The sequence below is a fragment of the Winogradskyella sp. 4-2091 genome (genome assembly GCF_045765065.1).
Classification (GTDB): domain Bacteria; phylum Bacteroidota; class Bacteroidia; order Flavobacteriales; family Flavobacteriaceae; genus Winogradskyella.
Genome location: NZ_JBJKOD010000001.1, coordinates 318,152 through 331,388, shown reverse-complemented (window position 1 = coordinate 331,388; position 13,237 = coordinate 318,152). Strand labels below are relative to the sequence as shown.

Annotated in this window: 11 protein-coding genes; 2 read left to right on the top strand and 9 right to left on the bottom strand. The window is 33.1% G+C overall.

Going from position 1 to position 13,237, the window contains the following annotated elements:
* Positions 1-61 precede the first annotated feature (61 nt).
* Positions 62-445, top strand: a complete 384-nt coding sequence (locus ACJBCC_RS01485) for a DUF983 domain-containing protein (protein ID WP_299099310.1) — start codon at positions 62-64, stop codon at positions 443-445.
* Positions 446-489: 44 nt separating this feature from the next.
* Here the strand turns inward: ACJBCC_RS01485 and ACJBCC_RS01480 are convergent, their stop codons facing one another.
* The 9 genes from ACJBCC_RS01480 to ACJBCC_RS01440 form a co-directional block, all read right to left on the bottom strand.
* On the bottom strand, positions 490-1,530 hold the full coding sequence (locus ACJBCC_RS01480) for an FAD-binding oxidoreductase (protein ID WP_299099308.1): 1,041 nt from the start codon (positions 1,528-1,530) through the stop codon (positions 490-492).
* Positions 1,531-1,648: 118 nt separating this feature from the next.
* On the bottom strand, positions 1,649-2,560 hold the full coding sequence (gldN, locus tag ACJBCC_RS01475; RefSeq protein ID WP_299099306.1) for a gliding motility protein GldN: 912 nt from the start codon (positions 2,558-2,560) through the stop codon (positions 1,649-1,651).
* 50 nt (positions 2,561-2,610) lie between these two features.
* Positions 2,611-4,185: a gliding motility protein GldM gene (gldM, locus tag ACJBCC_RS01470; RefSeq protein WP_299099304.1), complete on the bottom strand. Its 1,575-nt coding sequence runs from the start codon at positions 4,183-4,185 to the stop codon at positions 2,611-2,613.
* 49 nt (positions 4,186-4,234) lie between these two features.
* The gene (gene gldL, locus ACJBCC_RS01465; protein ID WP_299099302.1) at positions 4,235-4,873 is read right to left on the bottom strand and encodes a gliding motility protein GldL; all 639 of its coding nucleotides are present in this window, start codon (positions 4,871-4,873) and stop codon (positions 4,235-4,237) included.
* A gap of 75 nt (positions 4,874-4,948) precedes the next feature.
* Complete coding sequence (gene gldK, locus ACJBCC_RS01460; protein WP_299099300.1) at positions 4,949-6,304, bottom strand: gliding motility lipoprotein GldK; 1,356 nt, start codon at positions 6,302-6,304, stop codon at positions 4,949-4,951.
* A gap of 159 nt (positions 6,305-6,463) precedes the next feature.
* A complete protein-coding gene (locus ACJBCC_RS01455; RefSeq protein WP_299099298.1) occupies positions 6,464-7,630 on the bottom strand; it encodes a formimidoylglutamase in 1,167 nt (388 codons plus the stop codon).
* Between the two features lie 6 nt (positions 7,631-7,636).
* Complete coding sequence (gene topA / locus ACJBCC_RS01450) at positions 7,637-10,168, bottom strand: type I DNA topoisomerase (protein ID WP_299099295.1); 2,532 nt, start codon at positions 10,166-10,168, stop codon at positions 7,637-7,639.
* Between the two features lie 154 nt (positions 10,169-10,322).
* Complete coding sequence (locus tag ACJBCC_RS01445; RefSeq protein WP_299099292.1) at positions 10,323-10,754, bottom strand: hypothetical protein; 432 nt, start codon at positions 10,752-10,754, stop codon at positions 10,323-10,325.
* Between the two features lie 44 nt (positions 10,755-10,798).
* Positions 10,799-11,584 carry a hypothetical protein gene (locus tag ACJBCC_RS01440; protein ID WP_299099290.1) on the bottom strand — a complete coding sequence of 262 codons (786 nt, stop codon included), beginning with the start codon at positions 11,582-11,584 and terminating at the stop codon, positions 10,799-10,801.
* 205 nt (positions 11,585-11,789) lie between these two features.
* Here ACJBCC_RS01440 and miaB point away from each other — a divergent pair, with 205 nt between their 5' ends.
* Entirely contained in the window at positions 11,790-13,235 is a 1,446-nt protein-coding gene (gene miaB, locus ACJBCC_RS01435) for a tRNA (N6-isopentenyl adenosine(37)-C2)-methylthiotransferase MiaB (RefSeq protein ID WP_407556202.1), read from the top strand.
* Positions 13,236-13,237: the final 2 nt, after the last annotated feature.

The window sequence follows — 13,237 nt, the reverse complement described above, 5'->3', positions numbered from 1 at the left end:
CAAGGATTTTTAAATTTTATCTTTGTATTGTTTTTAAAAATGCAAAAGTAAAGGTTTAATTATGATTAGAAAAGGAATGAAATTATATAGTATTCTTTTTGGTGCATGTCCCAAATGTCATCAAGAATCTATGTACGTGAATAAAAACCCATACGCACTATCAGAAATTATAAAAATGAATGAGACATGCTCTCATTGTAATACTAAATATGAAATAGAGCCTTCATTCTTTTATGGCTCTATGTATGTAAGTTACGCTGTAGCTGTCGCTTTTGCAGTAACTGCTTTTGTAGTTAGCTACTCTATCTTTGAATCTTCCGTTATTACTGCATTTATAGCAATTATTGTAACACTAGTGGTGTTTATGCCTATAATAATGCGGCTTTCTCGCAACATATGGATTAACTTTTTTATAAGTTATGATAAAGAAAAAAGTAAAGCTTAACGGATTTGTAAAAAGCTTCAACTTCATCTTTAGAATTTAAGATACTAAAATCGATTCACGTCAATTTCAGAATCTAGAGCGTGATTATTTTCAATAAGTTGAAATAATTTACCTGCCACATAAGGTGCAATCATAACACCTCGCGTACCTAATCCATTTAACACATATAAATTTTTATGTACAGCATGTCTACCAACTAAAGGTCTTCTATCTTTTACTGTTGGTCTTACACCTGCAACGTGCTTCACTATTTCAAAATCACATTTTAAAAAGGTTTTTAATTTTGAAATAAGTTCTTCTTTTGCTTTCTCTGTAGGTGTGTTAGTTTTATCGTCATTATTATATGTGGCTCCAACATTGTACAAATCATTTCCAAGTGGAATAATAAATACAGAAGATTTTATAGCATAATCAATTTGTAAGTCAACTGCTTTAATGGTAATTATTTCGCCTTTTGACCCTGTTAACGGTATTTCTTTAAAAAAGGGATTTTGTTTAACACCAAAACCTTCTGCAAATACAATATGTTTGGCTTTTATGTCCTTATAGGTAACAAATTCTGAAAGAACTTGTAACTTATTATGTTCAAATGTGGTTTCCTCAATACTATCATTTTCCTTTAAATGATCACGATAACCATTAATAAGCATTTTAGTATCTATTCTACCAGCATGCAAAACTTCACCAAAACCTAAAGTTGCATCAATACAATCATTATCATTTTTAACTAATACAGTAGAAAGAAAGTCTTCTAGACTCGGTTTGTCACTTGCTGTAAACCATTTATTCTGTTCTTGAATAGAAGTAAAACGCCTTAAAATTCGAAGTTTATAATCTATGGAAATATCTAATTTGTTTTCTAAGCTAGAATAAAAAGGAATTGCAATGGCGAGTTGCTCCTTAGCTTTCCAAACTTCTGAAAAACGCTTCAAGATTACAGGATTATATAATCCTGCAGCAACAATAGATGATTTTTGAGATTGATCATCAAACACGCGAAAGGTTTTATTTTCTTTCTGTAATACTTCGCAAAACGCAATACTTGCTAACCCACAACCAACGATGATGTAATCTACTTCTTTCATACATGCAAAAATAAATAATTCTATTCGCTGATCACCTTAGTAATAACAATAATATGATTGCAAAAAAAAGCGCCCACTTAATAAGTGAGCGCTTTTATATATTTTATGTTGTAGCTAATTAGTAGCTCCACATATCTTGTTCAAAATTTCTGATTTTGTCTTTGATACGCTCAGATTCTAACAGCTGCATTAATGCATTTTCAGCAACATATTCTTTAACTTCTCTATCACCATAAACATTTTCTTCTTTGTAGATTACTCCACTAAAACGTCTACTGTTTAATAAGTGATCGAATGAAAGTGGCACTGCACTGTTCTTGTTGTTAAATGCTTTAGCTTCATGAAGAATGTCTCTGATTTCTGGAAAAAACACCCAAAATAATCCTATTGGTTCTTTATTAGCTTCATCATCAGAATCAATAAAGTTAACATCTGGCGCTGCAGGTGCAATTGCCAAGATACGATACTTTAATTCACCTTGACGCTTATCAAAATACCATAATCCTTTAACTAAATAAGAATTGATATCTGCTGCTCCAATTTCACGACGAATAACATATTCTTCAGGAACTTCTGATGTATCTGATACACCTTCGGCATTCATCCATTCAATACCTTCATCAGTAATAAATTCTGTTTTTAAAGCTGGTGCTAAATCTTCCATAGTACGTTCTTCTGTGAAATATGCATCTGCATATACCTTTGGAATTGTACCATCTTCAATGTTAGACATTAATACTTTAAATAATGATTTTCTATCATCACCTAAGTTATCTTCAATTGGAAAATATAATGGAAAGTTAGCACGTTCGTCTAAGACAATCTTTTCCCAAGTCATTTTAGAAAATAAGATATCTCTATCACCAACATATCCATATTCTAAAGGCTTGTCGTTATCTAGAAGTAACTGCGCTTCAGTTTTCATACCAATTTCTTCTGGTATTTTTGCATTTAGGATATTAGCCTGCGCAAACATAGTGTTTGCAGCTAACACGCCTATTCCTATACATAAAAAGCTTTTTAAATTCATCTTATTTTTTATTATAATTTGGGATTTTATTTTATTGATACTTCTATCAATTAGTTCGTTACTTCAACAGCAACTGGTGACACTCCTTTTAATCTGTAAGAAGCATTTCCTTGAATCTTAGCTTTGATATCAAAAATCGTTACAACGTCACCTTTACGTGCTCTTTTAATTGCTGATTTTGCTTGGCTATTCATCTTAGTACCAGATACTATTACAGTTGGCTGACCAGGAACTTTTACTTTAAAAGATGTTACGTTAATTGGTAAATCAAATACGAAATCTTCTAATTTAGCTCCCACTGTACCAATCTCTAAGTTACGCTTAGGTAATTTTACAATACCATCTTTACCAGATATAGTACCTGTAGGCTTAGGAATATCTTTAATTCTAAATGTTTGTTGATCACTAGCTCTAGAACCATCATCTAAAGTAGCAGAAACATTAATAGTTACTTCTCTACCTGAACCTGGCTTCATTAAGTATTTTCCAACACCTGAAGCTTTAGATAAACCAGCTCCACTTGCAGAAACCTTATTATCTGGGACACCAGCAAAAGAAATAGTCATTGGGTTAGCAACACCACGATAAACAACGTTCATCTTGTCTGCAGATATTGTAGCAGAGTTTGGTCTTGGTACAACAACATAGTTTCCTATAATTGGAATATCTAATGGCTTTCCGTCTTCAATAAAAGTAAATTTACCTTCAACTTGGTGCTCACCAACATTACCAACACTGAAATCTAATTTTGCCGCTCCAGTAGAATCAATAGCGTTAGTTAAATCAATTTCTTGACCTTGAACACTTAATTTAGTAGGTGTTACATTAGCATATTTACCTAATACAACTCTACCTTGAAACTTTTCACCTGCAAAAAATGCAGACTTATCAGCTAATACAATAGCTTTATAGTTTTTTAACGATACTGCTTCTGTTACTAAGTTTCCTAAGAAACCATTGTACATATTAGTCTCAGTAGCTTTAATATCATTTTGCATAGCAGTTAACTTAGTGTAAGATGCAATTGCTGGGAAGCCTTGAAAATGATAATCTAACCATTTTTTCTTTGCTCCTTCACTATCTACAACTTCTTCTAAACTGAAACGCTTTTCAAAACTTTCAATTACTTTAGACCATTTTACATCATCACCAACGATCTTCTTGATATCAGTTTTATACTTAGCTATTGCTGCAACGATCTCGTCACCACGCTTAGTATAACGATCACCCGTAAACCAAAGTTCATCAAGTTTATCACCTTTATCCATTTCTTCGTAAGGTAACTGACCATTTTCTTCTCTAATGTATCCTCCTTTTTTAACAATATCTTCCTCTTTTACAGATTCGATAAACTTGTAAAAAGCATCAGATACTTTGCTAATTTGTTGTGCTTTACTTGCTACTACAGCAAATTCTTGCGGCTTCTCCTCAGCTTTTTTCTCTAGTTGAGAAAGTATACCTTCATTTGAAGTAGCTGCTAATTCATTAGCGCTATCAAATTTAGAGTTCATTAAACCAAATGCAGATAATACTTCTTTTGACATTGTCATTGCAATCATTGCAATAAATACCAAATACATTAGGTTAATCATTTTTTGCCTTGCGGACTGTTTTCCTCCTGCCATTTCTAATTAGTTTTTAATTGTTTATTAATTAAATCGATTATAAAACCAATTAGTTTTTATTCATTGCAGATAACATTCCACCGTAAACACCATTTAAAGATGAAAGGTTAGACGCTAAAGATTGCATTTGCTCTTTTAATTTAGTTGCATTTTCAACAGCTTCTTCGTTAATAGCTGCTTGACGGTTAGCACTGTCCATTTGTACTTTATAAAGACTGTTTAAAGATTCCATCTGAGCTGCTGCTAAAGACATTTCTTCACTATATTTCTTTTGTGCTGCCATTGAATCTACAGTTGGAGAGATTCCTTTTGCTGCACCTTCAAAGTTTTTAATGCTGTCTCCTAAACTTGCCATTAAAGCACCATCAATTTTTGCATCTTTTAATAAGTTATCTAATTTTTTAGATAATAAACCTTCAGCATCTTTAGGCTCTTCTATTGCTTTTTTCTTTTTACCACCTGCTGACTGACCACCAGCTAATTCAGGGTAAACTAATGACCAATCTAAGTCATCTCCTTGTTTCTCAAAAGCTGAGATTGTAAATACTACTGCTTCAACAATCATTCCTAAAGTAAGGATAGCAGAACCATAAGGCCAGTGTTGGATTTTGAATAATGCTCCAATAATTACAATTGCAGCTCCAAGTCCGTAGACCATATTCATTGTTGATAATTTCTTTTGTGCCATGATTTTAAATTTTAGTTTTAATTGAGTTTGGTTGTTAGACTCAATTTGGGATTAATATATAGTTTAAGTTAAGTTTTATTTATTAGTTGCTGTGTTATTCGTTACTTCAGTTCCCATGTAATCTTGAACTGTTCTAAATCCGATATAACTTCTTGCAGAATCTGCATATTCGTAATCTCTTGAACTTACTTGTAAGAAGTAAGCAACATCTTTCCAAGATCCACCTCTTACTACTTTACGAGCATTGTTTGGATCATTTACATTTGGATTAATTGACGATGCATATTCATATGATGCAGGATCGTAAGAACCATTTACCCATTCTGAAACATTTCCAGCCATGTTATATAGGTTGAAATCATTTGGATCATAAGCATCAGCTTCTACTGTATATAAAGCTTGATCTGCTGCGTAATCTCCACGTAATGGTTTAAAGTTTGCCATAAAACAACCTCTATCATTTTTAGTGTAAGGTCCACCCCAAGGATATGAGGCACCTTGTAATCCTCCACGAGCAGCATATTCCCACTCAGCTTCAGATGGTAATCTATAAGAATTTACAGCGTGTACACCTCTTTTCTTTCTATCCGCATTGTGATATAATGTTCTCCACTGACAGAAGGCTTGTGCTTGTTTCCAAGATACACCTACTACTGGATATGCGCCATAAGCATCATGCCAGAAATAATCATTGTGCATTGGTTCGTTATAAGAGTATGCAAAATCTCTAATCCAAGCTGTAGTATCTGGATATACCTCAACTTCTTGTTGAACTACAACCTCAGAACGCTTAAGACCTCTGTTTTTCGCTGCTTTTTGGATATCCATAAAGGTATACTGAAACTTAAATTGTTTCACATCCCAAGTACGTTGTCCATTATATGACTCTTCTAAAGGTAAATACATACCGTCCATAACCTCTGCGTACAATTCATCTGGATAATCATCTGTATCTAAAAATAACTCAACGTCACGATTAATTTTTCTTTGCTCATTGCCGTAGGTATTTTGCATGTAGCTCTCGTAAGCGTTAAGATCTTCTGGGTTTGCATCTTTATATGCAAATTCTCCAATATCTCCACTTCCTGGTGTCTTTCCTTCTAAGTCAGCCATTTCAGCTAATTTTAATCTTAGAATAGAATCTCTTACCCATTCTACAAATTGGCGATACTCGCTATTTGTAATTTCTGTTTCGTCCATGTAAAATGCACGAACGGTTGCTGTTCTAGTAGGTGCATCTTGTACACCAGCTAAATCATCATCAGATTTACCCATAATAAAAGCTCCACCTGGAACAAGTGTCATTCCATATGGCTTTTCTGGATGCCATGCTTTACCTTTGACTCCTACCAATTGTCCACGGTCTCCAGAATTACAACTGGCTACCAAAACTAGTACTGCGGTTAGTAAAATAAACTTCTTAATATTCATAGTAACTCGAGGTTAAATTAGTCATTATTATTTTTGAGGTCGTAAACATATTTATATATTTTCGAATAAACAACTTTTTTTTCATTTTTTTTGCATTTCATCCTTAAAATAAGCATTTCGTCGACTGAAAAAACGTAAAAATCCGACAAAATGCACAAATTAGAAGCTATTCTTCCTGTAAGCTTTATACCAACGTTCTGGTATTTCACCTTGCGTTGCTAACACATAATCGGAGTGCATGCATGGTAATAACGTATGCTTTTTTAATTTATTATTAACATTTGGCAAAAAAGGTATTTCAATCCACCAACGCCCAGTTTTTAAACTTTTGAAAAATATTAATTCATCATCCTCAACTAATACATTGTATTTCTGATAATACTTTTCGTCTTTAAATGAATCATCATTTACTCTACAATTAACACCTTCTATAAAATACCATATCATTTGAGCCACTAACATAGATGTTGCATTATCGTTCTTTGACCCATGATATTCATAAATACCAAACGACGATACCTTATTACTAATACCTGCATATCTACTGATAGCGCAAATCTCTTTACCTGAAAATCCATTGGGCGAATATTTTTGGTTATCACTAACCTCAGCTGCTCTTACAGATTTTAAATCTACAGATACAATGTGTGCATCTCTTAATAAAGGTTCTACCTTATTAATGTCTCCAGATATCTCTCCTAAACGGTAGGCTTCAAAGTACAACTTTTCTATGAGATCTAATTCTTCTTGAGAATTAAAATAAGTTTGATATCCTATTGTTGCATAATTAAAGAGATTATAAGGTTCCTCAACAATTACTTTACCAACATAACTATTGTTCTTAATAGGAAGACTTGCATCACCTAAATCAAAATTAGTATCTATGCTTGCAATGTTTACCATAGGCAACAAAGCATCATATGCCCTATAATTAGCGTAAGTTAAATCTTGACTTCCCCCTAAAATAATAGGTATAATATCTTTTTCTACTAAAACTGCTATTGCAGTACGGATTGCAAAATAAGTATCTTCAACTGTTTCACCTGGTTCTATATCACCAAGATCTGCTAATGTTGTGTGCCAATTACCAGGAAATAATGTGTAGAGAGTTTTCCTGATAGTATCAAAATTAATTTTGGCACCAATATAATTAACGTCGTTTCTATTTTCTTGTACGCCAATAATTGCTAATTGTACACCTTCTAAATCAGGTAGTCCGTTTTGGCGTGAATGTATTTTAATTTTTCTTCCTAGTGATTGTTGCGCTGTTAGTTCATTGTGAGCCAAAACCGCATCTGATACAGGCGTTAAAAAATTAAAATTCATAGTTTATTATTTCTTTTTAGTTGTCGTTTTCTTTTTTGCTGTAGTCTTCTTTTTTGTAGCTCTCTTTTTTGGCGCCTTCTTTTTAGGTGCATTTTTTTCGAGAATACCTAATGCTTTTTCTAAAGTCATTTTAGTAACATCTACAGTTTTGGCTAGCTCTACTTTTTGCTTGCCTTTTATAATATTGTGTCTTCCCCAACGCGCTTTCTCAACACGTACACCTTCATCTTCCCAGTTATGTATAACTTTATCAATCTCTTTTTGAATCTTTTCTTCAATTAGAGTCACAATATCTTCTTCTGATAAATTATCCCAATCGTATTTTTTATTAACGTTGATAAACATGTTGTTCCATTTTATAAACGGTCCAAAACGTCCTTTACCTTTAGTTACCTCTAAATCTTTGTACATATATATAGGAGCATCTGCTAATTCTTTCTCCTTAATATATATCATTGCCTCATCCATATCTACGCTTAAAGGATCAACACCCTTTGGTAGAGACACAAACTTTTTACCAAAACGCACATAAGGTCCAAAACGTCCATTGTTCACTTCTACTTCTTCCTCCTTATAATGACCTAAAGCTTTTGGAAGCTTAAACAAATCCATTGCTTCATCATAAGTAATAGAATTTAGCTGTTGATCTGGAGACAAACTAGCAAACTTCGGTTTCTCTTCATCTTCCATGACACCAAGCTGCACCATTGGTCCAAATTTACCTAAACGCACACTGACCTGACGACCCGTTTTAGGATCTGTCCCTAGAATACGTTCACCAGATTCACGTTCGGCGTTTTCTTGCACATCTTCTACTTGTGGATGAAACCCTTTGTAGAAATCTTTCATCATTTCTCGCCAATCTTCTTTTCCTTCTGCAATATCATCAAACTTATCTTCTACTTTAGCAGTAAAGTTATAATCTAAAATGCTTTCAAAATGATTTACCAAGAAATCTGTAACAATCATTCCTATATCTGTAGGCACTAATTTTCCTTTATTAGATCCTGTTTGCTCAGAAAGTGTATTATCTTTTATCTTTTGATCTTCAAATACCAACTGTTTGTATTTTCTTTCATCACCTTCATGCGTTCCTTTTTCAACATAATTTCTATTTTGTATTGTAGAAATTGTTGGCGCATATGTTGACGGACGACCAATACCTAATTCTTCTAATTGCTTAACTAACGATGCTTCAGTAAATCTTGCTGGTGGTCTAGTAAAACGTTCTGTCGCTGTGATGTATTTATTTTTAAGTGCTTCACCAACTTTTAAATCTGGCAAAATACCTTCTTGTTCTGCGTCTTCATCATCAGTACCTTCCAAATATACTTTTAAAAAGCCTTCAAAAGTGATGATTTCTCCATTCGCAGTAAACTGCTCGCTAATTTTATTTTTTGCATTAATCTGAATTTTTAGATTCGTACGTTCTAATTTAGCATCGCTCATTTGAGAAGCGATAGCACGTTTCCAGATTAAATCATACAATCTTGCTTGATCACGTTCTGCATTAACAGTATGATTAGAAAAATCTGTTGGTCGTATAGCTTCGTGAGCTTCTTGCGCACCTTTTGATTTTCCTTTATAGTTTTTAGGATTACTAAACTCTGATCCGTAAGCCGAAATTATTTCTTTCTCTGCTCCTTTTTTAGCCTCATCAGATAAATTAACACTATCTGTTCTCATATAAGTAATGAGACCAGCTTCATACAAACGTTGTGCATTAGACATCGTTCTACTTACCGAATATCCCAATTTACGTGATGCTTCTTGTTGAAGTGTTGACGTTGTAAATGGTGCTGCTGGAGATTTCTTAGCAGGTTTCTTTTGTAAATCTGAAACCTGATATGTTGCTCCTGTATTATTATTAAGAAATTCTAATGCTTCTTTTTCTGAATTAAAATTCTTAGGTAATTTTGCTTTAAACGAATTTCCGTTTTCATTGGTAAACTCAGCATCTACGCGATAAGATGCTTTAGCTTCAAAGGCTTGTACATCGCGCTCACGTTCCACAATTAAACGTACAGAAACAGATTGCACACGTCCTGCAGACAACCCTCCTTTTACCTTACGCCATAAAACAGGAGATAATTCATAACCAACAATACGATCTAATACACGCCTTGCTTGTTGTGCATCTACTAAATTATAATCGATACTTCTTGGATTTTCTATCGCTTTATTAATTGCCGACTTTGTAATCTCGTGAAAAACAATACGCTTTGTTTTCTCTTTATCTAATTTTAAGGTCTCAGCTAAATGCCAAGCAATTGCTTCTCCTTCTCGATCCTCATCACTCGCTAGCCATACAATGTCTGCTTTCTTCGCTAAGTCTTTTAATTTTTTTACAACATCCTTTTTATCTTTTGACACTTGATATTTTGGCATAAAATCGCCATCAACATCAACTCCTAATTCCTTAGATGGTAGATCTGCAATGTGCCCAAAACTGGACTCTACTTTATAATCTTTTCCTAAAAATTTCTCTATGGTTTTTGCCTTAGCAGGTGACTCAACAATAACTAGATTCTTCGACATTCTTAAAATTTTGCGTTTACAAATGTATGTGAAAATTAAGTTACAATCCTAATTTGGTCGTAAATAGCACGCTTTTTAACGTAATTTTTATGGTTTATAAAGCGGAAAAAGCCTTACGTATTGTAAGGCTTTCACAGTTTATAAATATTTATAACTAATATGTATAGAGCAACGGCTCTGAAAATCCTTCAATGTTTAAAAGTACTTCATTTAAACCGTCAACTCTCAAAGGTGATAAATCAAACTCCTCATACTTAGTAAAAAAGGCTAAACACACTTCATTATTAGTTAAGTCTAATTTTAGATAACGTTGTGGTGGCAATGATTCTGCTACATTACCAGAATCTATTAACGTCATAACCCAATTATCACTGTCACAACCACTACCCGAAATCCCTAATGTTATGCAGTCATTTTCGATAACAACCTCATTGATAGCATAACCTTCACTTTCGTTATAAGCTAAATCATCTATTATAATATCTAAACCGCAAGGTTCTATAGTTATAGTTTCATCAGTGTCACACTGCATATTTAATAGCAGTATACACATTAACATGTAGGCAAAAAGTGTATTGTTTTTCATTATACCATTTATTATATAGATGTAAAAATTACAAATAGGTTGCGTTAAAATCTTGTATTTTCCTCAATTTTAGGTAATCCGTCTTCATCATTAAACCCAATAACTTCTTTATATATAAAATACACAGGTAAATATGAAAAAGATCTCGTAACATACATACCTACAAAACACATAAAGAAACCTACGACGAATGCTAAAAACCCAGAAACAAAAATTAATCCAAAAGAAACAAACCATTTCTTGTTTCCTAAATCAAACGCCATTTTAACCATATCTGAAATAGCCATATCTGGATTGAAGGCATAAATGGTTACCAAAAAAACTAAAGGAACTGAAACATAAATAATAGGAAAGAAACATAGCATAAAGGATAATAGTAAAATACCACCAAATACCAATCCTAGTTTTATCGTTTTACCTAAATATGGTTTTTTAAAGAAATAAAAATAATCTTCACTTCCCATTTGCTCTAAATCCTTAATCTTACATATTCTATAAAATGCGGCATTAAGACCAAGTGTTATTATACTCATTCCTAAAATTAAAATGAGGTAAACAAATCCCATAGAAACAAAAAACATTGCTCCAATTTCTGGTTGCGCTGAACTATATGGATCGTAAGTACTAGAGTAAAAATCCATGAATCCAGAAAAAATTAAAGGAATATAAACAAGCATTCCTATAGGCATTGCCAAAACCATTCCGAGTAACAAAACCACCAATCCTTGAACCCAAACTTTCTTAAACAACTCAATAGATTGATTAAAAATAGTGCCGAAATCTAAATCTTTAGCACTTCCAATTCTACGTTTCATTTCAATGGTATTCATCTTTTATTATTTTAGTTAGTACTTCAAAAGAAATCTATTTTTTGCAATTATTCAAGCAAATGAGTAGACCAATGCTAAAAATAAATCATTTTTATGCATAGTTAAATTTAAACATTAACGATTTTATAACTGCCACTTTGTCACAATCTCTAAAATAATATTATCTTTGCATGCTTATTGCATTTTGCAGTATTCACTACAACTGATGGAAAAAACTATAGACGAAAATAAACAAGGTGAAACCTTAATTTTAGACAATAAAGAAGGTAATAAACGTAAACTATTTATAGAAAGTTATGGCTGCGCCATGAACTTTAGTGATAGTGAAATTGTGGCTTCTATTTTATCAGAACAAGGTTTTAATACGACACAGACGCTTGAAGAAGCTGACTTGGTTTTAGTAAACACGTGTTCAATTAGAGATAAAGCAGAACAAACCGTTAGAAAACGCTTACAACAATATAATGCAGTAAAACGTACTAACCCAAAAATGAAGGTTGGCGTTTTAGGATGTATGGCAGAACGACTAAAGACAAAGTTCTTAGAAGAAGAAAAAATTGTAGATCTAGTTGTTGGGCCAGATGCTTATAAAGACCTACCTAATTTACTTGCCGAAGTAGATGAAGGTAGAGATGCCATTAATGTTATTCTTTCAAAAGAAGAAACCTATGGCGATATTTCTCCCGTAAGACTAAACACTAATGGAATTACTGCTTTTGTTTCTATAACTCGTGGCTGTGATAACATGTGTACTTTTTGTGTTGTTCCTTTTACTAGAGGACGAGAACGAAGTAGGGATCCGCAAAGTATAATTGAAGAAGTTAACGATTTATGGTCTAAAGGCTTTAAAGAAATAACTCTTTTAGGACAAAACGTAGACAGCTACTTATGGTATGGTGGTGGTTTAAAGAAAGATTTTGTAAACGCAACTGATTTACAAAAAGCTACAGCAGTAAACTTTGCTAACCTTTTAGAATTATGTGCAAAAGCACAACCTAAGATGCGAATTCGTTTTTCTACATCTAATCCTCAAGATTTCACATTAGATGTCATTGAAACAATGGCAAAATATGATAACATCTGTAAGCATATACACTTACCTGTGCAAAGCGGAAGCGACCGTATATTAAAAGAAATGAACAGGCTTCATACGCGTGAAGAGTATTTTGAGCTTATAGATAACATAAAACGAATTATACCTGAGTGCTCTATAAGTGTCGATTTAATTGCAGGTTTCCCTACCGAGACTGAAGAAGACCACCAAGATACACTAAGCTTAATGGATTACGTAAAATATAACTTTGGCTATATGTTTACATACTCGGAACGCCCAGGAACATTGGCTGGTCGTAAAATGGAAGACGATGTGCCTGAAGCCGTTAAAAAGCGACGACTAACAGAAATAGTGAAATTAGAACGTAAATATAGTGAGCTAAACACGCGCCAAAACGTCAATAAAACTGTAGAAGTTTTAATAGAAAAAGCTTCTAAGAAATCTGATGAACAATGGTCTGGAAGAACTTCAGACAATACAGTTGCTGTATTCCCAAAAGAGCATTATCAAGTAGGAGATTTAGTAAATGTATTAATTACCGATTGTACAAGTGCAACACTAATTGGTAAAGCTGTTGGTTATTCTAAACAAAATTAATT

Excerpts from the sequence above, each read along its gene's own strand:
- ACJBCC_RS01445 (WP_299099292.1), bottom strand. The coding sequence starts at position 10,754 with ATGAAAAACAATACACTTTTTGCCTACATGTTAATGTGTATACTGCTA.
- topA (WP_299099295.1), bottom strand. The coding sequence starts at position 10,168 with ATGTCGAAGAATCTAGTTATTGTTGAGTCACCTGCTAAGGCAAAAACC.
- miaB (WP_407556202.1), top strand. The coding sequence starts at position 11,790 with ATGGAAAAAACTATAGACGAAAATAAACAAGGTGAAACCTTAATTTTA.
- ACJBCC_RS01440 (WP_299099290.1), bottom strand. The coding sequence starts at position 11,584 with ATGAATACCATTGAAATGAAACGTAGAATTGGAAGTGCTAAAGATTTA.
- gldN (WP_299099306.1), bottom strand. The coding sequence starts at position 2,560 with ATGAATTTAAAAAGCTTTTTATGTATAGGAATAGGCGTGTTAGCTGCA.
- ACJBCC_RS01480 (WP_299099308.1), bottom strand. The coding sequence starts at position 1,530 with ATGAAAGAAGTAGATTACATCATCGTTGGTTGTGGGTTAGCAAGTATT.
- gldK (WP_299099300.1), bottom strand. The coding sequence starts at position 6,304 with ATGAATATTAAGAAGTTTATTTTACTAACCGCAGTACTAGTTTTGGTA.
- gldM (WP_299099304.1), bottom strand. The coding sequence starts at position 4,185 with ATGGCAGGAGGAAAACAGTCCGCAAGGCAAAAAATGATTAACCTAATG.
- ACJBCC_RS01455 (WP_299099298.1), bottom strand. The coding sequence starts at position 7,630 with ATGAATTTTAATTTTTTAACGCCTGTATCAGATGCGGTTTTGGCTCAC.
- ACJBCC_RS01485 (WP_299099310.1), top strand. The coding sequence starts at position 62 with ATGATTAGAAAAGGAATGAAATTATATAGTATTCTTTTTGGTGCATGT.
- gldL (WP_299099302.1), bottom strand. The coding sequence starts at position 4,873 with ATGGCACAAAAGAAATTATCAACAATGAATATGGTCTACGGACTTGGA.